Genomic DNA, 25712 nt, shown 5'->3' on the forward strand with positions numbered 1-25712 from the left:
CGCGGCAAGCGGAAAGAACCGTAAATACTATCATTCATTTTTTGGCTGATATTTTCACTCGCTAATCACGGCACGAGGCATCGAGCCAATTAAAGCTGTTCTTCAACGACTAGCCCTTGATATTTATAAAGCGTGCCACCTTTCATCACGAGTTTTACGTCTTGTAACAGACTGATATACCGCAATACATCTCCTTTAACAGCAATAATGTCAGCAACTTTACCAGCGCTTACGGTGCCATACTGATCATCTACGCCCATGAATACGCTGGGCCAATAGGTTGCAGCACGAATAGCGTCCATCGCAGGGATATCCATTTCATCCACCCAGACAGCGAGCTCGTTCCAGGTGCTTTGACAATGAAACTTCGTTGGGATCCCGCTATCTGTGCCGGTTAAAAAAACTACGCCAGCGTCACGGAGTTGCTGGATCTTGCGTTTAAGTGTGGGTTTGCGCAGTGGCGTTAACTGCATGTAGGCGAGTTGCCCTGGGCTTGCTAGAGATTGACGAATATCAGCAATGGTATCCGCAGCTAATCCGCGATGCCAGCAAGGGTTGTCTAAGCGCTCAGGGTTGGCCACGGTTAACTCATAATTCCATAATCCTTCAACGGTGGGCGTCCAAAACAATGGTCCTCCAGCCACTCTCCCGCGTGCTGTACGTTCTTTTAGAGCTTGCATAACATCTGCTGGATATTCGGGCGCTGTAGTAAGGCCAGTATGCTCAAAATTATCAATCCCCAATGCTAAGCCGCGGCGAATTTCGTTCGGGCGGTGACTATGGCCAATGACTTTGAGCCCACGGGCATGCGCCTGCTCAACAACGGCCTCAGCTTCTGCCTCTGTCATGCTGTCTTGATCAACCAGTTTAATAAAGTCAACGCCAGCATCGGCCAACTGATTAACCTTAGAGCGGGCATCCTCTGGGCCATCCACCCCCCAGCGATAATGGTCGGTGCCAGGGTACGGTTCTTTTTGTATGAAAGGGCCTGAAATATACAAATTCGGACCAGGAATTTTACCCTCACGAATAAGCTGGCGTACCTGCAGCGAGTCATTCAGCGGTGCGCCAAGATCGCGCACACTGGTGATCCCGGCCAACAGCAGTTGCACAGCCGAAGCTGGCATAATTTCACTGGCCAAGCGTTCCGTGTAATGTTTACGCCAGTGCTCGTAATCGGCATGCCCTGTTAGCATCAAATGGGCATGGTTCTCCCACAACCCCGGTAACACATCATGCCCTTCTGTACTGATGACGGTATAGTTACTTGGCACCGCCAGTGTGTTGACAGTGCCCACCGCCTGAATAACGCCATCAGCAACCAAAATGACACTGTTGGCGATAGGTTGATGACCAAATCCATCTATCAATCGACCACCAACCAGGGCTACGTTCTGATTGGTATTGGCAGCCGCGACCACACTAGACGGCTGTGCGCCGCATAACGAACTGTATGCTAGTCCGATTAAAATGAACCCAAAACATGCGTTGATCCGCTTCATACACTAAACACCGAGTTATTTATTGCTCGATACAGTGTAGTCAACCTGTTGCTTTATGCCTTTTTTCTTTAATCCTGCTTTCAATGGGGTAACTGATTAATCACTGCACTGGCTTTTCAAATAAATAGATGAAGCGGTCAGTCTTGCCCTTCATCGCAGCATCAAACACACTCAACGTATAATCATCACCTTGACTAGCCAGTAATGTACTGGTTCTCACTAGTTGGAAACCAGCAGCACTCACCTCTGGAATAACCTTAGTAGCATCCATGCGGTGTAAGCGCTGATGATCATCCACAGATGCATTCGCTATAGCGTGGTGATCAACAATAATGTATCGTCCACCAGGTTTTAAGCCAGCATAGATAGCTGCGTTCATTTTTGTGCGATCTTCACCGGTCCAAACGGTGTCGTGATAGTACAAATTCATATAGACCGCATCGGCCAATTGCGGCCACTTTAGCGCATCAAAGTGTTGCACTGAATACTGCGTATTCGGTAACGGGTCCTGTTTAATGAAAGTATTGAATGTTTCCCTTGCTGACGGAAAAGCAGTGAATATTTTCTCTGGATCCACCGCAAAAACATGACCAGAGTCGCCAACAACACGTGACAATAGAGCCGCGTAATAGCCGGAACCAGCGGCTAATTCAACAACTGTATCGCCACCTAACGTGCCGACCAGACTAATAAGTTCAGCCGGCTTGCGCAGAGCATCTCGCTGCACATGCTCATCTAATCGACTTTCCGCAGAGACAGCAGCGTGCACGTGCTCGCTAACCCCAAGGGAATTCTCCACTTGCTGAGGTGTCAGAACTGTCACCCCAGCGCATGCTTGCAGTTGCATAGATAATCCCCACCCACCAAAACTATCTGCAACGATAGCCTGCAACGTATTTTCTCCCGCCGTCAAAGGGACATAAACACTCGCTTGTTGTGCATGCAATAAACCTTCCTGTCGATTATTCGCGTAACGGTAACTGGCATCAGCAAAAAATAACGGACGCTGATTATGAAGTAACGTTATGGTATCGCTGAAGCCAAAGTTAATTGGACAAATGGTCGCCTTATCGGCCACTAATTGCACTTCTGCAACGACCGCGTAAGTTCGGCTGCCGGCTGGGATTGCACGATGTTTGAGAAATTCAACAATGCCGTTTGCATTGCTCGGTACCCAAGTCCAATGCGCTGTGTTAACAGATTCAGGGACACTGGTATACGCAGCCTTGGTCGCGGCAAACACCGGAGAAACTCGAAACCCGGTTAACATACCAGCCTTAATGTTCGAGCCACTTGGCATTGAACGCTGAGAACGCGGTTGCGGAGTGACTTGGATATTACGCACCAGACCACTAAATTCAGCCTTCGAGGCATTAGGAATATTCCCACGCAGACGTAATTTTCCGGCACGGTCCGTTCCACCGAGTTGCAGCTCTTCAAACACCGGGGTTTGCTCTTCGCCCACCCAAACTGAAATACGATCGTTTTCAATCACTAAGCGGATCTTATTCCATTCATTGGCCCTCAGATTTGCCGCAGCAGTACCGGTTTCGCCATGGTAAAGCTGCCATGCGCTACGTCCCTGAAACACCGGTGAGTATTGCAGGGTATCTGGGGCATTGGGCTTGTGCGTGCGAAAATAAATAACTTCCGATTGGTTGTCATCGTTATGGCGAAAATAGACATAAAAAAAGGCTCTTTCGGCACTAGGCTTAAGTTCAAATTCAATGATCCCATTGTAAAAATCATCATTTTGGTAATCTAAGAAGCCACGCCCAAAACGATACTCAACGCCCTCTTGAGATTTGAGTGTTTGCACCCCATCATCTGCGGGTATCCATTCACTAGCTATCGCTGCTGACACAACAAATAGCTCTGCAATTAATATAAGACACTTAAGTGCGCTCATTAGCATTGGACGAATATTCATATATCCTCGTTATTTAATAATGCTGTTCTACTCACTTTAGCGACAAGCCCACTTTACGGGTATATGCAAGTTGTGGGAATAATGATACTTTTCAACGATCCTGCCGAAATAACGCGACTAATGACTGTTTCTATTTATTCATTACCGGTTGATGCTCGAGCGGTAGATTTTAACCGTCACAAGTATGGCCAAGAGCTGTTGATCGATATCGCTGAAATTCAGGCGATGCCCGCCTTTGCACGTACGGTAGAGCCCTATTTTTTATCCTTTTACGATGTTACTTTTGTTACCGGTGGTAGCGGTGCATTCTGGTTAGACGACAAACAATATCCACTAACACCTGGCCAGTTATTGTTTACTACCCCTGGTCAGATCCGGCGCTGGTATGTCAAAGATTTAGCAGGTATTTGTTTGTTTTTCCCTGCGGAACTGTTTCAGCGATACTTTTCTGATCCATTGTTGCTTCATCAGTTGCAATTTTTTCGCGATTCTCAAGCGAACTCAGACCTAGTCCTAAATGGTCAACAGGAACGTTGGCTAAAACAGCAACTCAAACTGATGCAAACCGAAATCAATCAGTTGCAAACAGATTCTGAGAGCCTGTTAGCTTATCAATGTGCTGCTTTCCTACTGCGTCTTAATCGTTGGTTTAGCGAACGTTATCATGGTACCAACCAGACGCAGAGCCATCCCACCGTCGCGCGCTTCCGTAGTCTGGTTGATCGCCATTTCTGCCATTATCATCATGTTCAAGCATATGCAGCTATGCTCGGAGTAACGCCGGGGCACTTAAATGTATTATGTAAGCAACACTTACTCCAAACCGCGAGCCAGGTCATTCAAGGACGAATTTATACTGAAGCGAAGCGTCGTTTAATATATTCTAGGTTACCCGTAGAGGCATTGAGCGAAGCGTTAGGGTTTGCGCAATCCAACTACTTTTGTCGTGCGTTTAAACGAGATACCGGGTATACGCCACTGCAATATCGTAAGTTGAATGCCACGTACGTTCCCCCTGATTGTTCCCCCTGATAGTACCGCTAAATTGCACGTTGTTTATCAGTGTCCAAAGTGTTAGAATTCGCCGCCCTTTTTTGGGGAGTCCATTATTTTGGGCAAACGCGTGTGTGCTGGTCGCAAGTACGCACTGTACTTAAACTTTTTATTTTGGAGACATTTTAATGTCTGAAGCAATTTTTAATTTGGATGCGCAAGTCCGTACTGACTTGGGGAAAGGTGCGAGCCGCCGCCTACGTCACGCGGATAAAGTACCAGCGATCCTTTATGGTGGTAATGAAGCACCTCTAGCGTTAACTCTTGAGCATAACAAAGTTATCCAAGCTCAAGATTTTGAAGCGTTCTATTCACACATTCTTACTTTGAATATCGAAGGTAAAGAAGTACAAGCGCTAGTTAAAGACATGCAGCGTCACCCGTTCAAGCCAAAAGTTACGCACATTGACTTTCAACGCGTAATCGCAGGCGAAAAACTACACACCAATGTACCGCTCCACTTCATCAATGAAGAAAAATCTGCAGCGGTTAAAGCCGGTGGTATTCCAGAGCACCACGTCACTGAAATCGAAATCACATGTCTACCAAAAGACTTGCCTGAATTCATCGAAGTTGACGTTGCTGGTTTAGAGATGGACCACACATTGCATTTATCAGACATCAATCTTCCTAAAGGTGTTGAATCTGTTGAGCTTGCAAAAGACGACGAAGCACATAACCTAGCGGTAATCACCATCAAGAAAGCGAAGAAAGCCGCTGTTGATGCAGAAGCTAGCGAAGGTGGTGAAGAGGCTACAGAGGAATAATTCCTTTGGCCGATATTCGCCTTATTGTGGGCCTGGGTAATCCAGGCCCCGAATACGAACATACACGTCACAACGCTGGTGCTTGGTTTCTTGAGCGGCTAGCCCACAGTTACAATCAAACGCTCACACCAGAAAGTAAGTTTTTTGGACAAACGGCACGAATATCAATTGCTAACCGAGATGTTCGCTTACTATACCCCTCAACGTTTATGAATCGCAGTGGTCAAGCTGTAGCAGCAATGGCTAATTTTTTCAAAATTCCCGTTTCTTCAATCATGGTTGCGTTTGATGAGTTAGATCTCCCTGCGGGCGTCGCTAAATTTAAGGTTGGTGGAAGCTCTAGCCAAAACGGTGTACGTGATATTGTAAGTAAGATGGGTAATGACAAAGATTTTTTGCGTCTGCGTATAGGTATTGGCCATCCCGGCCATAAATCAAAAGTGACCGGTTTTGTTCTGGGCAAGCCGTCTACTGAAGAAAAACATGCGATGGATGACGTTATCGATGAAGCAATCCGATGTACCGAGTTGCTCATCAAGCAGGATCTAACCGCTGCCCAGCAGCGCTTACATTCTTTCAAAGTCGGCTAATACGCAGCAAACTACTGTTTATAGGACACAGCTATGGGTTTTAAATGTGGCATCGTCGGTTTACCAAATGTGGGTAAATCAACACTGTTTAACGCATTAACGAAAGCGGGTATTGAAGCCGCTAACTTTCCATTTTGTACAATTGAACCGAATACCGGCGTAGTGCCCGTTCCAGACGAGCGCCTCACTGCTCTGGCTGAAATTGTCAAGCCACAACGTGTGATCCCGACTACCATGGAGTTTGTCGATATTGCTGGCTTGGTTGAAGGCGCTTCGAAAGGTGAAGGGTTGGGTAACAAATTTCTCGCCAATATTCGTGAAACTGATGCAATTGGTCACGTCGTGCGTTGTTTTGACGATGAGAATATTGTCCATGTTGCCGGTAAAGTCAGTCCGAAAGATGATATAGATGTGATTAATACCGAGTTAGCTTTGGCCGATTTAGAAACCACAGAAAAGGCACTAATCCGCGTGGGTAAACGGGCCAAAGGTGGTGATAATGATGCCAAGTATGAACTAAAAGTACTTGAAAAAATCAAGCCTCATTTAGACGAAGGCCTGCTGTTACGTTCACTTGAGCTGAGTAAAGAAGAACTCGCTGCGATTAGCTACATGAATATGTTGACGTTAAAGCCTACCATGTACATTGCCAACGTTAACGAAGACGGCTTTGACAACAATCCATACCTTGATCAAGTCAAAGCCATAGCCGCTACTGAGAATGCCGTGGTCGTTGCTGTTTGTGCAGCGATTGAATCAGAAATTGCTGAATTAGATGATGAAGAAAAGGCGGAATTCTTGGACGAGATGGGTTTATCAGAACCCGGTCTCAACCGCGTTATTCGAGCAGGTTATAGCCTCCTTACGTTGCAAACTTATTTTACTGCCGGTGTTAAAGAAGTCCGAGCATGGACCTTCCCTGAAGGAGCTACCGCACCGCAAGCCGCAGGTAAAATCCATACTGACTTTGAGAAAGGCTTTATTCGTGCCGAAATCGTTGGCTACGATCACTATATTGAATTCAAAGGTGAACAAGGTGCCAAAGACGCAGGAAAATGGCGTTTAGAAGGCAAAGACTACATTGTTAAAGATGGGGATGTTATCCATTTCCGCTTTAATGTCTAACCTATACCCGTGCAAAAAAGCCCCTTGATAGGGGCTTTTTTATACCTGTTAAACGGGTAATTCACACTGTCTGCCTAAACGATTAATTGTTGTTCTGTTTAAAAAGTCGTAACCTAGTAGTGGGTGACGTTATAAATTTTTTCATAATTGCAATGTTAAATTCAGGGATTTTTTAGCAATGAGCAGCAAGGTATTAGCGTTTTGGTCAACAATCCTGCTGGTTTTCAGCATTGCCTGCGATGGAGAAGAAATTACTGAAAACACTCTTTCTATTGCAGTGTTTGAAGATCATGAGCGCTATGTTGAAGCATCCAGTTCCTATGGCTTATCTTGGCAACTGTTTGCCCACGCTGCCAAACAAGCCGGATTTACATTGGAAGTATACCCTTCGTCATGGCGGGCTTCTATTTCATTGCTTCAAAATGAAAAGGTCGATTTTGTATTCGGGGCACTGCGCACTTCAGAAAGAGAACAATGGGCGCATTTTTCTTTACCGCTGATCACTGAAGGTTCGGCCTTATTTGCAGACCCCAATAGTGATATAAAGCAATTTAGTGATATCGACACCAAAACCATGATGGTTGGCGTTTCTGCCAATTCAGTACAAGCTGACCTCGCACGTTCACTCGGGTTTGAGAAAATTTATGAAACCATTGATCGCCCGCAACTTTATGACATGCTTGCAGCTAAACGCCTTGATCTTCTCTTTTTTGGAACTAGCATCATTGATTACTATTGCATTCACTTCAGTACGGCAAAAGATAATGAATGTATGCGGCAAGTGAGCCCTTTATACGCGACCGATAGTGTGCATGTAATTACGCTCGCCACCAATACGCGAGCCGTTGAGCATTTAGCGCTAATTAATAAAACCCTTATGGCAAACAAGTCTGCTCAAGAAATCATTACATTATTTGAGCAATATCCCAACGCCAATGACTCCCACACCGATTGGATCACTAAACTGGGCAAATAACGAATTTTTATCATTGCGTTAGCGCGTTAGTTAGTTTCTCTCCAACCCTTTTAATCCGCCCAATATTCGTTTGAAGTGATCAAATTGCTTAGATATTGTGCAAACGGTGATATCTGTTGCATATAGTGTGAAAAAGGGGTTGACGGTAAATACCCTAATCAGCATAATACGCGCCACTCCGAAACGGAGTTTCCACGTGGCTACGTAGCTCAGCTGGTTAGAGCACATCACTCATAATGATGGGGTCGCAGGTTCGAGTCCCGCCGTAGCCACCACTTTCTACTTTGGTAGAAGGTTGTCTATGCGGAAGTGGTGGAATTGGTAGACACGCTGGATTTAGGTTCCAGTGCTTCACGGCGTGAGAGTTCAAGTCTCTCCTTCCGCACCATTGTTGGGGTATAGCCAAGTTGGTAAGGCAGCGGGTTTTGATCCCGCGATTCGTTGGTTCGAGTCCAGCTACCCCAGCCACTTTTTAGTAATGTGGCAAGAGTCGCGTTACACCACAAATTGGGGTATAGCCAAGTTGGTAAGGCAGCGGGTTTTGATCCCGCGATTCGTTGGTTCGAGTCCAGCTACCCCAGCCATACATTAAGCGCCGCATCGTCGGCGCTTTTTTGTATCCTGCCGATTCCAATAAATTCTCATGTAGCGTATCTCCGCAAGAATCGGGCTGCCCTTGAGATCAGGTAATTAGTCGCCCGCATAATAAGTTCCTTGATATGCCAATCGGTTCTAGACTTCCCTTGCAATCAGCGGCAGACTTTATTCTTAATTATCAAGAAAATGGGAAGTGTGCGTGATCAACACCATTGTTGACGGAATTAATAACGTTCTATGGGGCGAAGGCCAGGTCCTTATCTATATGTTACTTGGCTGTGGTATTTGGTTTACCTGGCGATTAGGTGCCATTCAAATTCGTCATTTCGTGCATATGTTCTCGATAATGCGCGGCAGTACACGCAGCGATAAAGCGGGTATCAGTTCATTTCAAGCGTTGTGTACCAGCCTCAGTGCCCGTGTTGGCACGGGTAACCTTGCGGGCGTGGCAGTAGCTATATCGCTGGGTGGCCCTGGAGCGATTTTCTGGATGTGGGTGATTGCTATCTTAGGTATGGCTACCGGATTTGCTGAAAGCGTACTCGGTCAGCTTTACAAAGTAAAAGATGCGAATGGTGAATATCGTGGTGGTCCTGCGTATTACATTCAGCAAGGTCTTAAGCAAAAATGGTTAGCCGTCCTGTTTTCACTCTGTTTATTTATGGGTTATGGCTTTATTTTCAGCGCGGTACAAGCCAATACCATCACCGATGCGTTAAATAATGCTTATGACATTCCTACGCTACACTCAGGGCTGGTCATTATTCTCGTCGCCGGACTCATTGTCATAGGTGGATTGCGCGCGATTGCTCGCTTTGCTGAATGGATTGTCCCTTTCATGGGGATTGGTTACGTATTAGTAGCACTTAGTATTACTGCGCTGAATATAGAATTGTTACCCGCAGTACTCAAGGACATTGTGTTGAGTGCCTTTGGCCTAACGGAGGCTGCTGCTGGCGCTTTTGCTGCGGCAGTTAAAAACGGGATCCAGCGTGGGCTTTACTCCAATGAAGCTGGCTCTGGCAGTGTGCCGCATGCTGCAGCCAGTGCCACGCCCTACCCCAATCACCCCGTTTCCCAAGGCTATGTGCAAATGCTAGGGGTGTTTATTGATACGCTGATTTTGTGTACGTGTACGGCGTTTATCATTCTGCTTGCTGGCGGCTCTGCAGGAGAGCAAATGGAGGGGATCCGTTTAACCCAAACCGCGATGGCCTCACACTTGGGTGAAGGTGGTGAAGATTTTGTCGCTGCTGCAATTACTCTCTTCGCCTTTACCTCTGTGGTGGCCAATTATGCTTATGGCGAAAGTAATTTGCATATGTTCCGTTTGGACAATAAGTTAGGGCGGGCATTTTACACTGTCGGCTATTTGCTCATGATCTTGTGGGGCTCGATGGCTGCGCTTCCGCAAGTCTGGGCCATGGCGGATATGGCACTGGGACTAATGACGGTGATCAATATCATCGCAATCGTGTGGCTAACGCCAACTATAGTCTCCATTAGTCGGGACTATTTCAGTAAACGTGACCGCGGTGAGCTGCCCGAGTATGCCGAAGGTGATTGTGTTATCCAAGGCGAAAATGAAGATCATGTTTGGCGCAAATAAGCGCCCCAAAAAAAAGGCTGGCAGACTTAGAATGTAGCCGATTCAGTCGAATACGAACATAAACAATTGCACGACCAGTAAGATCATAATAAGTGGAAATATCCACCGTGATATCTTACTGGTCTCTTCGTCACTGATCCGCACTTTAGAGCGTTCAAGCAACGGCACAATAATGAATAACGCAGCGAATAACACTGCTAAAATAATTAACAATTCCATTTATAAACCTACCGCATATTTTAAAACTTGTTGCTTTAATACACTCGCATTATCTGCGACTCTAAGCGCTGCGTTTCTCACCAACTTTAATACTGGGTTATGATTACTAAAGCCCAAATAGAACGCATCCATCGTGGTCATCATGAGCGCATTAGCACGCTGCCGAGGGCGCTGATATTCATTAACTAATGCGGTTACTGTAGGTTCTGCATAAGTCGCAAAAACCTTTAACAGTGCTTCAACATCTTTAAACCCAATATTCACTCCTTGGCCGGCTAATGGGTTGATGGTGTGCGCTGCATCGCCAATCAATATAACGTGCCCTTTGACGTACTCATTGGCATGCGCCCGAGTCAGTGGAAAGCGAGCTTTATGCAACAGCAATGAATCTTTGAACCCAGCGCCAAATGTCGTTATCACTTGCTGTAATAGCTGCTCGTCGTTTAAACCCATTAATTGTGCGAGCTTAGCGGGCTGATCATACCAAATTAATGCAGCGTAACAGTCGAACATGGGTAAGTAAGCGATCGGTCCTTGCGGACGAAACTGTTGCCAGGTTTCATGGGTTGCAGTAAACGGTGTTTTTACAATGAGCCCCATGGCTTGCTGACCATATTGCCAACCCGTTTGGCCTATCCCAGATAATTCTCGTACCTTTGAGTTGCCGCCATCGGCACCGACTATCCAATCTCCTTGGACTTGCATCGAATTATCCAGCAGCACGCTGCCTGTTTTGACATCAATCTCTTTAATCTGTCTATCGGTTACCCAGGTTAAGTTGGCTTCAAACTCAGCCAATGCTGCATGCAAACCTAACTGAGTAATTCGGTTTTCGACAAAATACCCGAGCCATTCTTGTTGAATACTCGCGGCGTCAAAATGCGTCTTACTTTCCTCAGTATGGGCGTCTTCAAACACAGTTAAACGTGAATAGGGCTGATAGCGCATGTCTCGGATCGCCGACCACGCGCCCAAACGGTCCAACAAATCAGCAGAATGCAAGCTTAACGCTGACATGCGGATATCCGGCTCTTGCTCTGGCGCAAAGGGCTTTGGCATATGCTGCTCGATCAAGGTAACGTGATGTCCCTGACGCAACAAGCCAAGCGCTGTTGCGGCACCAATCATCCCCCCGCCAACCACAATTATATTCAACATCTTCTCGCTATTCACTTGTAGTCTTTATCATTATGAAGTAAAACACCGGCCCTGCCTATGCCCCCAAAGGATTTCAATACTACCGCCTCATGTCAATCAATAAGCCCGCACTTTCCCCACTCCTTATTGGTGCAATTTGCCTGATCAGTGCCGAATTCTGTTTCGCACTCGTTGGCGCTTTGGTCAAAGTGTTAAGCTCGGATATGAATCAAACCCAGTTGGTATTTTTCCGTAACGCCAGTGCATTAGTTGTGTTATTACCTATCCTGCTGAAACATGCCAAGCGACGTCCGTTACAGCTCTTGCGTACCCAACATTTAGGCTTACACGTATTTCGTGGGTTATGCGGCATGCTTGCCATGTACGGGTTCTTTTATGTGCTAACTATTTTAACTTTAACACAGGCCATGATGACGTTATTATTGGCCCCCTTTATCGTCCCCATAATTGCCCGCATTTGGCTACGCGAAGCCATCCAAGTTAAAACCTGGATGGCTATAATCATCGGTTTTGTGGGCGCCGCATGTATTTTGCTGAACAAGCCGGATGCCATGCAGCCTTACCCCATTTATGCCGTAATAATCGCGTTAGGATGTGCCGTCTTGGTTGCCACCACTAAGTGCACTATCCGCAAGCTAACCGTTAGCGAGCCATCGTTACGTATCGTGTTTTATTTTACCGGTATTGCCTCACTAGTATCGCTTATTCCAATGCTAATTTATTGGCACCCCATTGTTCTTTCAGTACTGCCAGGCTTAATCGCCATGGGTGTTCTTGCTGCTGTTGGTCAACTCTTGATGACTCGCGCATTTGCTCTGGCATCACCCGTAAAAATCGGACTATTGTCATATACCAGTTTACTGTTTGCCGCGCTCATTGGGGCACTCGCTTGGCAAGAACCGATTACGCCCTCACTACTATTGGGATCGTTGATTATCATTTGGGCAGCCAACATGACAATTCGGCAACGCTGGTTTTGGTGATTTGCTTGGCAGGAAGCCCCTTTTCAGCGTATAATACGCGGCTATTTTGAAGTTTTTTACTGGGGTTAGGTGGTGGTCATCCACACACCGATTAAAACCTTGTAAAAGCAAACAATTACCGAATTATTTGAGCCGTTAACGAGTATGAGCAAAAAGCTGTTTATTAAAACCTGGGGTTGTCAGATGAACGAGTACGATTCGGAGAAAATGGCCGATCTACTCGACAGTACCCACGGATTCACGGAAGCATTAGAAGCAGAAGAAGCTGATGTCATTCTGTTAAATACCTGTTCTATCCGTGAGAAAGCTCAAGAGAAAGTGTTTCATCAATTGGGGCGCTGGAAAACCTTAAAGCAAGCCAAACCTGAATTGATTATTGGTGTTGGCGGCTGTGTAGCGTCACAAGAAGGCGACGCAATTCGCCAGCGTGCTCCTTTTGTTGATCTCGTGTTTGGGCCACAAACCTTGCACCGCTTACCTGAAATGATCGAACAAATTCAGGCGGGTGAAAAGGCGGTTGTGGATGTCAGTTTCCCAGAAATTGAAAAGTTTGATCGCTTACCTGAACCGCGAGCTGAGGGGCCTACTGCGTTTGTATCAATCATGGAAGGCTGTTCAAAGTACTGCACGTTTTGCGTAGTTCCTTATACCCGCGGTGAAGAAGTCAGTCGTCCGGTCGATGACGTACTGCTGGAAGTCGCCCAGTTGGCTGAACAAGGGGTGCGCGAAGTCAATCTGTTGGGTCAAAACGTCAATGGCTATCGCGGCGAGCAGCACGACGGGAGCATTTGCCGTTTTGCCGAATTGCTGGAATTAGTCGCATCCATCGACGGCATTGATCGTATTCGTTATACCACTTCGCATCCGGTCGAATTTACCGATGATATTATTGCCGCCTACGAGACCATTCCAGAATTAGTTGATCATCTGCATTTGCCGGTACAAAGCGGCTCAGACCGGATCCTTAACTTAATGAAACGCGGTCATACGGCGCTTGAATACAAATCAAAGATCCGCAAGTTACGTAAGATCCGCCCGAATATAAGCATGTCGTCTGACTTCATCATTGGCTTTCCAGGTGAGACTGATGCTGATTTTGAAGCCACTATGGATCTAATCCAAGCCATAGATTATGACCTTAGCTTCAGCTTTATCTATAGCGCTCGACCAGGCACTCCTGCAGCAGATGCTGTTGATGACGTCAGTGAAGAAACCAAAAAGCAGCGTTTATACCTATTGCAACAGCGCATCAATCAACAAGCATTGCGTATCGCGCGTAATATGGTCGACACAGAACAGCGGGTGTTGGTCGAAGGTCCCTCGAAGAAGAACCCAATGGAATTATCCGGGCGCACAGAAAATAACCGTGTCGTTAATTTTGAAGGCACACCTGACATGATTGGTCAGTTTGTGGATATTAAGATCACTGACGTGTTTGCTAATTCACTACGGGGCGATGTTGTGCGCCGTGAACAAGATATGGGCCTGCGCGTTGCGGTAAGTCCACAAAGTATCATGCAAAAAGAATCTACTGTTGCGCCTGATGCATTGGGCGTAAGTCAATATCAACCAGCGTAAATACGAGGAACCGTGAGCAATATTACCAGTAACGAAATTATCCTTGAGCCCGAAGATCAGAAACGGTTATCGAGTCTGTGTGGGCCCTTTGATGATAACATTAAGCAAATCGAACGACGTTTAGGCGTTGAGATCACCTATCGCAATAACCAATTCAAAGTCATTGGTGAGCCCATGCGGGCGGGCGGTGCTGGTGAATTGCTGAAGTTGCTGTACATTGAAACTCAACCAGTCAAAGGTCGTATCCCAGAGCTCGAAGCTGAAAAAGTCCATCTCGCCATTCAGGAAGTAAAATGCTTAGAACGTGCTGAAGCCGGTGAGTATGGCAAAGAAGTGCATGTAAAAACCAAACGTGGGGTGATCAAGCCGCGTAATCCGAATCAATCTCAATACGTTGCGAACATTGTTAATCATGATATTACTTTTGGCATTGGACCTGCAGGTACGGGTAAAACCTATCTGGCTGTCGCTTGCGCTGTTGACGCACTGGAACGCCAAGAGATCCGCCGGATTCTATTAACTCGTCCGGCTGTAGAGGCGGGTGAAAAACTTGGCTTTTTACCCGGCGACTTGTCGCAAAAAGTCGATCCCTATTTACGCCCGTTATATGACGCGCTGTTTGAAATGCTGGGCTTTGAGAAAGTTGAGAAACTAATTGAGCGCAACGTCATCGAAGTTGCACCGCTGGCGTACATGCGCGGTCGTACATTAAATGACGCGTTTATCATTTTGGATGAAAGTCAAAATACAACGGTAGAACAAATGAAAATGTTTCTTACCCGTATCGGCTTTAACAGTAAAGCCGTCATTACCGGTGACATCACTCAGATTGACCTACCACGCAATGCACGCTCTGGCTTGCGCCATGCGATTGATGTTTTAAAAGACGTAAAAGAATTATCGTTTAATTTCTTTAATGCCAATGACGTTGTACGTCACCCTGTAGTAGCACGAATTGTCGGTGCATACGAAGAGTATGATGCCGAGCAAGCCCGTTTGAAGAACACTGAATCGTGACCAACGTTGTCGATCTGCAAATCGCGTGTGACGCTGCAATACCAGCCACTGAAAAGTTTGAACAGTGGGCATCGGTAGCCCTAGTTGCCAATCAGATTAGCCAAGGAGAAATTACCATTCGCTTGGTTGAGCCAGACGAATCGCAACAGCTGAACCACCAGTATCGTGGTAAAAATTCTCCCACCAATGTACTGTCATTTCCCTTCGAATGCCCTCCAGAAGTTGAAATGTACTTTTACGGCGATTTGGTGATCTGCCCAGCAGTGGTTGAACGAGAAGCCAAGGAACAAAGTAAACCACTAGAACATCATTATGCGCATATGTGTATTCATGGTGTCTTGCATTTACTCGGCTTTGACCATATTGATCCAGCGCAAGCAAATGAGATGGAAAGCTTAGAAACACATTTACTTGCAAAATTAGGGATTGACGATCCCTACCAAGATCATTAACTATTAACAGCCGTCAACGGCATAATTGAGTAAGTACGTTAAACATGAGCGACGACAACCCGCACTCTACCAGCGGTTCTACTTCGAAAGGTTGGTTTGATAAAATACTGCAACCTTTTGGTGGAGAACCGAAAAGCAAAGAAGACTTAAGAGAAGTTATCTCAGAAGCCGAAGCCCGTGAGGTTATCGACCCACAAACTCGCGAAATGATCGAGGGCGTGATCGGCGTACATGACATGCGCGTCAGAGAAATCATGATCCCACGCGCACAAATGATCACCATCGATATCGATCAAAGCGTAGAAGAATTTCTGCCCTTAATGCTAGATTCCGCGCACTCGCGCTTTCCGGTAATCAGTGAAGATAAGGACCATATTGAAGGGATTTTATTAGCCAAAGATTTGCTCGCCTATGCGTTTATTCCTGGTAAAGAGTTTGCACTGCGTGATGTATTGCGACCTGCGGTTATTGTGCCAGAAAGCAAACGTGTGGATGTATTGCTCAAGGAATTCCGGCAACAGCGCTATCATATGGCGATTGTGGTTGACGAGTATGGCGGCGTTTCCGGTCTGGTCACTATTGAAGATATTCTTGAACTCATCGTCGGCGAGATTGAAGACGAATTTGATGTTGAAGAAGATAGTACGGATGACATTCGCCCGCTTAACAAAAGCACCTATTCTGTGAAAGCCTTGACCGCGCTAGACGAATTTAACCGTTTCTTTGAGACCTCGTTTAATGAGGAAGAGGCCGATACCATTGGTGGTATAGTGCTTAAAGCGTTTGGTCATATGCCTGAAACCGGTGAAGAGATCAAGGTGGGCAAGTTACTCTTCAAAGTCACTCAGTCCGACAAGCGCCGGCTCCAACAACTTAAAGTCGTGTTACCTGAAGAAGGTGATACGACAGTCAATACGGAAGAGTAAACCCTGCACAAGCTGTTCGCCTATCTGTGTGTAACTATTTTGGGTGCGTTGCTAACATTAGCTTACGCACCCTTCAACTATTGGTGGGTGACACCCCTTGCACTGACAGTAGCCCTAACCTTTATTTTCGCGCAACAACGCTACAATAAAGTCTGGTTAATTGGCTGGTTTAGTTTTGGTTGGTTTGGTGCTGGTATCAGTTGGGTGCATGTCAGTATCGCTGACTTTGGCGGACTTCCCCTGCTGGGTTCAGTGGGCCTTATGGTCATTTTGTGTGCCTATCTGGCTATCTACCCTGCCTTGGCGCTGAAAATCACCACGATACTTAGCACCCAACAACGCTGGTCTCTGGTATTACCGCTGGCTTGGTTATTCACTGAATGGCTGCGCAGCTGGATGTTAACCGGTTTCCCTTGGCTATCTTTGGGTTATAGTCAATTACATTCACCGCTAGCGGGTTGGTTGCCGATTCTTGGTGAAACGGGTGTCAGTGCCCTACTCGTTCTTATCTGTGCCGGTAGCGCACAGTTGCTGTTGCGCAAGCGCTGGCTTGCCATTGTGCTAATGCTTGCAATTCCATTTAGCAGTGGTTATCTGCTCGATCGTATCAACTGGACACCGCTGTCAGGCCAAACCATTCAGTCGGCCATGGTACAGGGCAACATTAAGCAAGAATTACGCTGGGTGCCTGAACAAGACGCGCCAACCATGCGCACTTACGCCGAACAAACCTTGCCCTTGTTAGGCAATGACTTGATTGTATGGCCAGAAGCCGCAATCCCTAAACTGGAGTACTTGGCACAAGATTACATCCAGGAGATCGATCAAATCACTGCAGCACATAATTCTGCATTGATAACCGGCATTGTTAATTACAATTTCGAAACCGAGAAAGTCTTTAACAACCTGATCGTACTCGGTAAAAAGAACCCGCAAGATAGTATTGGTCATTATCGCTACAATCATAGTAATCGTTTTGCCAAGCATCACCTACTGCCGATTGGCGAGTTTGTTCCCTTTGAATCCGTTCTGCGGGCGTTAGCGCCTATTTTTGATTTACCCATGTCGAGTTTTAATCGTGGCGACTTTCAACAGCGCAATCTAGTGGCTAACGGTTACCACATTGCGCCAGCGATTTGTTTTGAAATTGCATTCCCTCGGCAAGTTCGCGCGAATCTATACGCAGCAACAGATGTTATCTTAACCGTCAGTAATGATGCTTGGTTTGGCCGTTCACACGGGCCCGCTCAGCACATGCAAATTGCCCAAGTTCGCGCCAAAGAGCTGGGCCTGCCAGTGATCCGTTCGACGAACAATGGGATCAGTGGTTACATTAATCATCGTGGTGAAATCGAAGCCAGTATCCCCCAGTTTGAGCGAGCTGCGACTCAACATTCTGTGCGCCTAGTCACAGGTACTACACCGTATCGCTACTTTGGTGATGCCACTGCTTGGCTGATTTTTCTGCTCTTTGCCGCCACCGCCATGTGGCTGGATCGTCGTACCAGTTAATCCATTGTTGATCATCGGTCGACTGCTATACTGCTGACCTTATTCAAGCAATTTGCAATAAAGGTCAACATGCAATACTTCATCGCACTCATTGTTACGCTTATCTTTTGCCACTCAGCAATCGCGAACACGGCGATTAAAGCTGCCGCTTTAGTCGATGTCATAAACGGCGAAATCGTTAAAAACCCGCTGGTTATTGTCAGAGAAGGGAAGATCGTCGCGGTGGGAAACCACAAGAAGGATCCTGTACCCACGGATGTCACTGTTGTTGATCTTGCCGAACATACGTTAGTGCCGGGACTAATGGACATGCACGTGCATTTAACCAGCGACGCTGCGTTGCATGGTTATAAGCGCTTAGCTGTTTCTACGCCGCGCGCCACCATAACAGGTGTAAAACACGCAGAGAAAACGCTGCTGGCTGGATTCACGACCGTGCGTAACGTCGGCGCACCAGGTTATGCCGACATTGCACTGCGTGATGCCATTCAAGATGGCGATATCCTTGGACCACGCATGTTTGTGGCGGGCCCATCGATCGGCGTGACGGGTGGTCACTGCGATAACAATTTATTACCTGCAGAATATGCGGTTAAAGGACAAGGTGTTGCCGATGGTCCTTGGGCGGTGCGCGAAAAAGTCAGAGAGAACATCAAATATGGGGCCACCGTTATTAAATTTTGTGCTACTGGCGGCGTGTTATCAAAAGGCACCAAGGTAGGTGTGCAACAATACAGCTTGGCCGAAATGCAAGCCTTAGTTGAAGAAGCTCACATGCGCGGGTTAACGGTTGCCACGCATGCCCACGGAACAGACGGTATCAAGACAGCCATAAAAGCCGGTGTGGACTCAGTTGAACACGTCAGTTTATTAGATGACGAGGGCATCGCACTGGCGAAAAAACATGGGACCTATTTCTCCATGGATATCTACGTCACTGAGTATATTCTCGGTGAAGGTGCAAAGGCAGGGATCCTCGAAGAAAGTTTGGCGAAAGAGCGAATTGTCGGAAAGCGCCAACGCGACAACTTTCAAAAAGCGGTTAACGCTGGTGTGAACATGGTCTTTGGTTCTGACGCAGGCGTATATCCACATGGCGATAATGGCAAGCAGTTCAAACGCATGGTGGATTACGGCATGACTCCAATCCAGGCGATTCAAGCCGCGACTATCAATGCTGCCACACTGCTGAAGCAACAGGACAGCTTAGGCAGTATTTCAGTCGGTAAGCATGCCGATATCATTGCGGTTGCAGGTAATCCATTAAGTGACATTACCTTGCTGGAGAATGTGCAATTCGTAATGAAAGAAGGCGCAGTGGTCAAAGGCCAATAATGCACAACAATTTATGTATATAAATATAAATTAAGGTTGATTTTATATAGATTTATATATTTTGATCTTTATAATTCGTGCGACGGAAACCAAAAGAGAGCATGATGAGTTTTATTAATCAGCTACATACGCGAAATTTACGCGGTGATGTTTTGGGGGGCGTAACGGCAGCCATTGTGTCGTTACCCTTGGCATTGACCTTTGGTGTTGCCTCCGGCGCAGGTGCTGAAGCGGGTTTATATGGTGCGATCTTAGTCGGTCTCTTTGCCGCGCTGTTTGGCGGTACCTCGACGTTGATTTCAGAGCCCACCGGTCCAATGACCGTGGTTATGGCAGCCGTTGTCACAACATTAATCGCCGACAACCCGGATAACGGTCTGGCTATGGCCTTTACCGTCGTAATGATGGCCGGCTTGTTTCAAATTGCGTTTGGCTTACTCAAACTCGGTAAATACATTACTCTCATGCCTTACAGTGTTATCTCCGGATTTATGTCGGGGATAGGTTGTATCTTAATCATCATTCAATTTGCTCCATTGATTGGTCAGTCTGCTCCTGCAGGCGGAGTCAGTGGCACATTGATTAATTTACCGACTCTGTTGGCCAATATTCATTGGGGTGAGTTGTCGCTGGCGGTTATTACCCTAGCCATTCTATTTCTCACGCCACAACGCTGGCGTAAATTTGTACCACCACAACTTTATGCGCTAGTCATCGTGTCACTTATTTCGGTCATATTTTTTGATTATGATGGCATTCAGCGGATTGGCGAAATCAATGCTAGCCTCCCCTCTTTGGTATTACCGACGTTTACCGCCGAGCAATTCCAAACCATGCTGGTCGATGCAATGGTTTTGGGTATGTTGGGATGTATTGATTCGATGCTGACCTCAGTCATCGCTGACAACCTAACGCGCACCGAGCATAAGTCTGATAAAGAGTTAATTGGTCAGGGCTTAGGTAATATTATGTCCGGCTTATTTGGTGGTTTGCCTGGTGCTGGCGCTACCATGGGAACGGTAGTGAATATTCAAAGTGGAGCAAAGACTCCACTCTCAGGCGTAACACGCGTAGTTGTATTAGTCGTTGCTATCTTTGGTGCAGCATCACTGATTGGCAACATTCCACTGGCGGTGCTAGCCGGGATTGCGGTGAAAGTGGGTGTCGACATCCTCGATTGGAGCTTTATTAAACGTGCCCACCGGGTGTCATTCCATTCCACCCTAATAATGTATGCCGTAATGCTTCTCACAGTATTTGTTGATCTGATCATCGCTGTTGGGATCGGGGTATTTATCGCTAATGTCATTACTATTGAAAAGTTAAGTGCCAGCCAATCTAAAAACATTCGAGCTATCAGCGATATGGATGACAAGCTACCACTGACGCGGGAACAAAAGCGCTTACTTAATTTAGGTGATGGCAGAATTTTATTCTTTTATCTTAGTGGTGCAATGATATTCGGTGTTTCCAAAGCGTTAGCGCGTGAGCGCGCCAGCATTCCGGATCATGATGTTATTATTATCGATCTCAGTGATGTGTCCATGCTTGATGACACAATCTCATTATCAATTGAGAACGTGGTGCAAGAAGCAAAAGAACTGAACAAAGCGGTATATGTGGTTATGAAAACACGCAAAGCCGAGGAAAAACTTAAACGCATGGGGTTAGAAGAACTGCTCGGTGACGATGCCTTTACTAATGATCGTACCGTTGCCTTAGAAAAGGCCATTCAGGATCTTAATCGTTAGATTTATCAACCTTTTGGCTGATCAATTGGTCGCATTGCTCACACGATTGGCCACGCGATTGCCAATACATTCTAACGAATACAAATGTTCCACATGTAATCGCAGCCCACAGGGCTGCGGATTGAATGGCATAAATAAAACCATAGCCCCTAAGCCAATAAAGACTACCTAGTACCAGTGCGATAATAAGGTACAAACGGATTATCTTGCTCAAACTAATACGCATATTATTTTGGCGGATCAATTTTGTTATTAATTGAGGTATTCACCCGATACCAGCCGGCGACTGAATGTCGATCGCGTAATGCGGGCAAAACTTCATGCGGGAACTCCTCACTGAGAAATACCACTACAGTGCCAAATAACGGCACAACTTTGGTACCAATACGGTCACTATCATCGGCGTACAGGATCAACTCGCCACCATCTTCATTACCCCAACCGGGATTCAAATACACTACCACACTCAATACGCGATTCATTTCACCACGAAAAGCATCATAATGACGCTTATAGTACTGACCGGGTGCATAATGCGCAAAATGGCTTTCAAATGAAAATAACCCCAAAAATAAGCGCCGATTTAAGTACAGCTGCAGAGCAGATGCCCAATTAAGCCAAATTTGGCCAGCCTCTGACTCTCCAGTGATCCAACAAATTTCATCGGTTCGCACAAAGTCATTTTTGGCATAGTCTTCACGCCGTCCAATACCAGCCTCTGTGTAGGCTTGCTGGCTTAGCGACTGCTGGCATTCTAATAATGCATGGCCGACTTCCAATGGCAATGCTCCAGGTCGGATACTATAGCCTTGTTGCTGCAAATCAGCTGCAATGGCAGCAAACAGATCGTCATGGGTAGTACTACCACCCAGCTCTGCATTTAATTGAAAGATAGCTGACACATGGTCCTCATAAGGAAGTTATAACGTGTTCATGTGGGATTTAAAAATTCACCCTTGCTGTATACCAGAAAAACGCCAAAGTGCACGCTTTTTTAACGCCTCGCAACCGGTCATAAAAGCCACCGAATGACATTAATTTTGATCAGCGTTTATTTTTGTGTTGATTTTGTTAATTAAATAACGAATTATTAACACTTAGTGGTCAGACGTCATACCACAAAAACGGTACAAAGTTGACTAAAGGTACATCAATGAGAAAGTTATTTATTTTGCTGGTCATGACGATAACGCTGCTTATCGCCTCACCAATCAGCACCGCTAGCACCTACGCAAAAACCCGATATCCAATAGTATTAGTCCATGGCTTGTTTGGTTTTGATGACATATTGTGGGCTGATTACTTTTACAAGGTCCCCAATAAATTAGCCGCAAACGGTGCTCGCGTGTTTGTTGCGACCGTTTCACCAGCGAATTCGACCGAAATTCGTGGCGAACAATTGTTAGCGTATGTGGAGGCTGTCTTGGCCTACACGGGTGCGGAAAAAGTCAATCTAATTGGTCACAGCCATGGCGGTCCAACCATCCGCTATGTTGCCAGTGTCGCGCCTCAATACGTGGCTTCAGTCAGCTCTGTGGCCGGCGTTAATTGGGGCTCAAACGTTGCAGATATTGTGCGCAATAAAATTCCCAACGGTTCCGGCCTTGAATCTGTCGCAGGCACCGTTGCCAATGCCTTTACTAATTTTCTGGAGTTAGTGTCAGGCAGTAATCCCGCTAATTTACCGACTGATACTATTGCGGCATTGGAGGCTCTAACCACCGAACGCACTTTACAATTTAATCAACGCTACCCCGAAGGTATGCCCTCAGCGTATTGTGCCAACGATGGTGACCTTTTGGCTGACAATGGGGTGTACTACTTCTCCTGGAGCGGAGCATCCACCTATACCAATGTATTTGATATTGCTGATCCGGTCTTAGCACTCCTCGGCCTCGCGTTCAATGAACCCAGTGATGGCTTGGTCTCATCATGCAGTTCACATTTAGGCTATGTGTTGAAGGATAACTATCGCATGAACCATCTTGATGAAGTCAATCAAACGTTCGGTATTCATCATCTATTTGAAACCGATCCCGTCAGTGTGTTTTTGCGGCATGGTAACCGACTAAAACAAATGGGCCTGTAAACAATCATGCGTTTACGGATAGTTTTAAGCGTAGCGAGTTTAGTGCTCGTTACCCTTGTGGTCGTTAGGATTAAAGCCCCTGAAAATTTTGCATATAACCGTGTGTCTGTTGCCGACGACCGCGTTATTTCCAATAGCAAAACCGATGTTTCTGCCTTACCAACTTTACCCATCGAACAGGGGCAACCGTTCAGACTTAGTGCAGAGCTAAAAGATGTGTTTGATGGCTTATTGGTGCAAGCGGACAGCACCACAAAAATAATCTTATTGGACCATGCCAAACGATACTGCGACGACCAAGCATTAAGTTTTGACGCGTGTTCTGAATTCTTAGCATTGTTTTCTCGTTATATTGATTACAAAGCTGAATTACTCAACATTGAGCAATCTAGTGTCAATTATTCTGCTGTTTATGAAGAAGTGGCGCAGCGCATACAGCGCGTTGTCGACCTTCAGTATCAACACTTTTCCACGCAAGAAGTCGAGGTGCTATTTGCGCATGATAATGCGGTTGATGCACAAGCTTTGGAACGTTTGCACATTGCCGCTGATCCGACGCTTGAGCGAGAGCATAAGCACGCATTGATAGAGCAACACTTTGCAACCTTACCGGCGCAGCAAAAAAACGCTTTTGTACCCACCCTAGCAGTACAGTCATTACAAACATTAATAACAGAGAAAGGCTCTGATGAGCACCGCTTAGCATTAGTGCGTGCAGAGTTTGGCGATGCAGTTGCCGACCGTTTAGCTGCGCAATGGGCACAACGGGATAGTTTTACCCAACGTCTCGAATCTTTGCGCGCAAGCTATCAGCAGGTTGCTGAAAAGGAGCAATTAAACTGGCTATCCCAACATTTTTCTGAATATGAAGCCAAGCGTGCACGAGTTTTACTCAACAACAATGTAATTCGCGGATAAGACAGCGGCTAAAGGCGAAGAGTTACCGCCAGGCTGGCAGAAAACGCTAAAAGTTGGTAGATCCCTTGATGCCAGCAGCTTCCAGCATGGCAAAGTTGTTGACAGAAATTATTACAGCGTTTGAATATTCGCTACACCGTCTGCTATTTTGCCAGCGAGTGCAATGCTCGTGATGCTGATCATTGGCGCTTTTCCACTGGTAAGTAGTGTGTATCGATCGCACTTTTGCTGGAGTAAGAACCAGCCAAAAGATCAGTTTTAAATGTGCAAGCATTACGTATTATGAATTTTGGGTGAATGACCACCTATTAATTACTAAAAGGATTTATTATGAACACTGATAACGCAATCATTGAACAACTTGATTATACACAGATTCAAGCAGTTTCTGGTGCAGGCTGGGGTGGAATTATCGGCGGTTGGGCGTTCGGACTTGGCATGAATGCCTTGGGTTATGCCGCGAATAACGGAGGGTTTGCCCTTATGGAGCAGCATAATATGGCGTTGGCTACAAACCGTCTTTAACTATGGAAGCACGGTGGTGTAAACCGCCGTGTAAACTCAATGAAAAAAAGCCTTACTGTAACTTTACTAACACTAAGCATTTTTGCTGCATTTTTTATGCACTTGTTCGTTCAAGAGACAAACACTTTGAGCAATGAATATAGTGCATTTTCGGTGGCTTTAATTCCCTTCTTTTACTGCATAGCCTTACTGTTTGTCACATTAATAATGGCACAGTCACGTGACCTAAAATCTAAAATTATGCTGTGGATGAGCGTTTGTATCGGCATGCTATTATTTCAAACGCAACAATGGCTGGTTAACGCGCAAGAACCGCTCCTGAGTTATGCTGCGATAGTCTGTGCCAGTATTATTGGTGTTGGGGTTATTCGCAGGGATCATTCTTTACACTCAGGTAGAGTCGACAAGCCGGCTCCATAAGCTCGAATTGCTAATAACTTTGAATGCAATGCGCTAGAGTGCAATACAATGTGCAGAGCATAAAAAAGCCCGATTGGGCAAACGCATATCGGACTTTCAATAGAGCGGCTGTTATCTAGTAGCCCAAAAATATACATCAAGCTAGGCAAAAATTTTGTAATTTTGTTAAGTCTGCAAAACTAACTAAATGTATTCCACTTCAATAATTTCAAATTCTACAGTTCCGGCCGGCGTTTGAATATTCGCGACATCGTCTACCATTTTGCCGATCAAACCACGAGCAATAGGAGAGTTTACGGAGATGAGATTTTGCTTGATGTTCGCTTCATCATCACCCACGATGCGGTATGTAGTTTCTTCGTCAGTCTGGCAATTTAAAATGGTCACGGTTGCACCAAAAATGACTTTGCCAGTGTTTTCCATCTTGGCTACATCGATAATCTGTGCATTGGAGAGTTTGCCCTCAATATCCTGAATACGCCCTTCACAGAAGCTTTGCTGCTCGCGCGCGGCGTGATATTCGGCATTTTCTTTAAGATCGCCATGTTCACGTGCTTCAGCAATTGCTTCGATGATTTTAGGGCGGCGTACCGTCTTCAATTCATGGAGTTCATCACGTAATTTTTGTGCACCCTCTGCAGTCATTGGGTATTGGCTCATTGCTTCTCTCTCTTTATTCT

The 25712-nt window shown here is 46.1% G+C and carries 23 protein-coding genes and 4 tRNA genes; 21 read left to right on the plus strand and 6 right to left on the minus strand.

The window, feature by feature from the left end; genetic code table 11:
• Nucleotides 1-89: 89 nt before the first annotated feature.
• Entirely contained in the window at nucleotides 90-1502 is a 1413-nt protein-coding gene (locus AC121Z_RS10095) for an amidohydrolase family protein (protein WP_498123910.1), read from the minus strand.
• Nucleotides 1503-1602: 100 nt separating this feature from the next.
• Nucleotides 1603-3432 (minus strand): hypothetical protein, encoded by a 1830-nt coding sequence (locus tag AC121Z_RS10100; RefSeq protein WP_498123911.1) that lies wholly within the window; start codon nucleotides 3430-3432, stop codon nucleotides 1603-1605.
• 81 nt (nucleotides 3433-3513) lie between these two features.
• Here AC121Z_RS10100 and AC121Z_RS10105 point away from each other — a divergent pair, with 81 nt between their 5' ends.
• The 10 genes from AC121Z_RS10105 to AC121Z_RS10150 all read left to right on the plus strand — a co-directional run bounded on the left by AC121Z_RS10105 (nucleotide 3514) and on the right by AC121Z_RS10150 (nucleotide 10149).
• Nucleotides 3514-4464, plus strand: a complete 951-nt coding sequence (locus AC121Z_RS10105; RefSeq protein WP_498123912.1) for an AraC family transcriptional regulator — start codon at nucleotides 3514-3516, stop codon at nucleotides 4462-4464.
• 149 nt (nucleotides 4465-4613) lie between these two features.
• Nucleotides 4614-5252 (plus strand): 50S ribosomal protein L25/general stress protein Ctc, encoded by a 639-nt coding sequence (locus AC121Z_RS10110; RefSeq protein WP_498123913.1) that lies wholly within the window; start codon nucleotides 4614-4616, stop codon nucleotides 5250-5252.
• Between the two features lie 5 nt (nucleotides 5253-5257).
• A complete protein-coding gene (pth, locus tag AC121Z_RS10115; protein WP_498123914.1) occupies nucleotides 5258-5842 on the plus strand; it encodes an aminoacyl-tRNA hydrolase in 585 nt (194 codons plus the stop codon).
• Between the two features lie 33 nt (nucleotides 5843-5875).
• Nucleotides 5876-6967: a redox-regulated ATPase YchF gene (ychF, locus tag AC121Z_RS10120; protein WP_498123915.1), complete on the plus strand. Its 1092-nt coding sequence runs from the start codon at nucleotides 5876-5878 to the stop codon at nucleotides 6965-6967.
• 178 nt (nucleotides 6968-7145) lie between these two features.
• Nucleotides 7146-7943: a substrate-binding periplasmic protein gene (locus tag AC121Z_RS10125; RefSeq protein ID WP_498123916.1), complete on the plus strand. Its 798-nt coding sequence runs from the start codon at nucleotides 7146-7148 to the stop codon at nucleotides 7941-7943.
• 198 nt (nucleotides 7944-8141) lie between these two features.
• Nucleotides 8142-8218 (plus strand) — tRNA-Met (locus tag AC121Z_RS10130).
• Nucleotides 8219-8246: 28 nt separating this feature from the next.
• Nucleotides 8247-8331 (plus strand) — tRNA-Leu (locus tag AC121Z_RS10135).
• Nucleotides 8332-8335: 4 nt separating this feature from the next.
• Nucleotides 8336-8411, plus strand: a tRNA-Gln gene (locus AC121Z_RS10140).
• Nucleotides 8412-8451: 40 nt separating this feature from the next.
• A tRNA-Gln gene (locus tag AC121Z_RS10145) sits at nucleotides 8452-8527 on the plus strand.
• A 212-nt stretch (nucleotides 8528-8739) separates the two neighbouring features.
• The gene (locus AC121Z_RS10150; RefSeq protein ID WP_498123917.1) at nucleotides 8740-10149 is read left to right on the plus strand and encodes an alanine/glycine:cation symporter family protein; all 1410 of its coding nucleotides are present in this window, start codon (nucleotides 8740-8742) and stop codon (nucleotides 10147-10149) included.
• Nucleotides 10150-10191: 42 nt separating this feature from the next.
• On the opposite strand, the gene AC121Z_RS10155 is transcribed toward AC121Z_RS10150, so the two are convergent.
• A complete protein-coding gene (locus AC121Z_RS10155; protein ID WP_498123918.1) occupies nucleotides 10192-10368 on the minus strand; it encodes a hypothetical protein in 177 nt (58 codons plus the stop codon).
• On the minus strand, nucleotides 10369-11526 hold the full coding sequence (locus AC121Z_RS10160; protein ID WP_498123919.1) for an FAD-dependent oxidoreductase: 1158 nt from the start codon (nucleotides 11524-11526) through the stop codon (nucleotides 10369-10371).
• A gap of 89 nt (nucleotides 11527-11615) precedes the next feature.
• On the opposite strand from AC121Z_RS10160, the gene AC121Z_RS10165 reads away from it, so the two are divergent.
• The 8 genes from AC121Z_RS10165 (at nucleotide 11616) to AC121Z_RS10200 (ending at nucleotide 21080) form a co-directional block, all read left to right on the plus strand.
• Nucleotides 11616-12509 carry a DMT family transporter gene (locus AC121Z_RS10165; protein WP_498123920.1) on the plus strand — a complete coding sequence of 298 codons (894 nt, stop codon included), beginning with the start codon at nucleotides 11616-11618 and terminating at the stop codon, nucleotides 12507-12509.
• A gap of 144 nt (nucleotides 12510-12653) precedes the next feature.
• A complete protein-coding gene (gene miaB / locus AC121Z_RS10170; protein ID WP_498123921.1) occupies nucleotides 12654-14087 on the plus strand; it encodes a tRNA (N6-isopentenyl adenosine(37)-C2)-methylthiotransferase MiaB in 1434 nt (477 codons plus the stop codon).
• 12 nt (nucleotides 14088-14099) lie between these two features.
• Nucleotides 14100-15104, plus strand: a complete 1005-nt coding sequence (locus AC121Z_RS10175) for a PhoH family protein (RefSeq protein WP_498123922.1) — start codon at nucleotides 14100-14102, stop codon at nucleotides 15102-15104.
• Nucleotides 15101-15556, plus strand: coding sequence for an rRNA maturation RNase YbeY (gene ybeY, locus AC121Z_RS10180; protein ID WP_498123923.1), 456 nt, complete (start codon nucleotides 15101-15103; stop codon nucleotides 15554-15556). The genes AC121Z_RS10175 and ybeY overlap by 4 nt, the downstream gene beginning before the upstream one ends.
• A 44-nt stretch (nucleotides 15557-15600) precedes the next feature.
• Nucleotides 15601-16482, plus strand: a complete 882-nt coding sequence (gene corC / locus AC121Z_RS10185) for a CNNM family magnesium/cobalt transport protein CorC (protein ID WP_498123924.1) — start codon at nucleotides 15601-15603, stop codon at nucleotides 16480-16482.
• 39 nt (nucleotides 16483-16521) lie between these two features.
• Nucleotides 16522-17994, plus strand: a complete 1473-nt coding sequence (gene lnt, locus AC121Z_RS10190; protein ID WP_498123925.1) for an apolipoprotein N-acyltransferase — start codon at nucleotides 16522-16524, stop codon at nucleotides 17992-17994.
• Between the two features lie 69 nt (nucleotides 17995-18063).
• Nucleotides 18064-19329 carry a Xaa-Pro dipeptidase gene (locus tag AC121Z_RS10195; protein ID WP_498123926.1) on the plus strand — a complete coding sequence of 422 codons (1266 nt, stop codon included), beginning with the start codon at nucleotides 18064-18066 and terminating at the stop codon, nucleotides 19327-19329.
• A gap of 104 nt (nucleotides 19330-19433) precedes the next feature.
• Nucleotides 19434-21080 (plus strand): SulP family inorganic anion transporter, encoded by a 1647-nt coding sequence (locus AC121Z_RS10200; RefSeq protein ID WP_498128209.1) that lies wholly within the window; start codon nucleotides 19434-19436, stop codon nucleotides 21078-21080.
• 227 nt (nucleotides 21081-21307) lie between these two features.
• Here the strand turns inward: AC121Z_RS10200 and AC121Z_RS10205 are convergent, their stop codons facing one another.
• On the minus strand, nucleotides 21308-21982 hold the full coding sequence (locus tag AC121Z_RS10205; RefSeq protein ID WP_498123927.1) for a 2OG-Fe(II) oxygenase: 675 nt from the start codon (nucleotides 21980-21982) through the stop codon (nucleotides 21308-21310).
• Between the two features lie 251 nt (nucleotides 21983-22233).
• On the opposite strand from AC121Z_RS10205, the gene AC121Z_RS10210 reads away from it, so the two are divergent.
• The 3 genes from AC121Z_RS10210 to AC121Z_RS10220 all read left to right on the plus strand — a co-directional run bounded on the left by AC121Z_RS10210 (nucleotide 22234) and on the right by AC121Z_RS10220 (nucleotide 24612).
• The gene (locus AC121Z_RS10210) at nucleotides 22234-23169 is read left to right on the plus strand and encodes a lipase family alpha/beta hydrolase (protein WP_498123928.1); all 936 of its coding nucleotides are present in this window, start codon (nucleotides 22234-22236) and stop codon (nucleotides 23167-23169) included.
• Between the two features lie 6 nt (nucleotides 23170-23175).
• Nucleotides 23176-24087, plus strand: a complete 912-nt coding sequence (locus AC121Z_RS10215; RefSeq protein ID WP_498123929.1) for a lipase secretion chaperone — start codon at nucleotides 23176-23178, stop codon at nucleotides 24085-24087.
• Between the two features lie 330 nt (nucleotides 24088-24417).
• Nucleotides 24418-24612: a hypothetical protein gene (locus tag AC121Z_RS10220; protein WP_498123930.1), complete on the plus strand. Its 195-nt coding sequence runs from the start codon at nucleotides 24418-24420 to the stop codon at nucleotides 24610-24612.
• 603 nt (nucleotides 24613-25215) lie between these two features.
• On the opposite strand, the gene greA is transcribed toward AC121Z_RS10220, so the two are convergent.
• Complete coding sequence (gene greA, locus AC121Z_RS10225; protein WP_498123931.1) at nucleotides 25216-25692, minus strand: transcription elongation factor GreA; 477 nt, start codon at nucleotides 25690-25692, stop codon at nucleotides 25216-25218.
• Between the last annotated feature and the right edge of the window lie 20 nt (nucleotides 25693-25712).

This window comes from Alteromonas sp. DYW1, assembly GCF_059752595.1.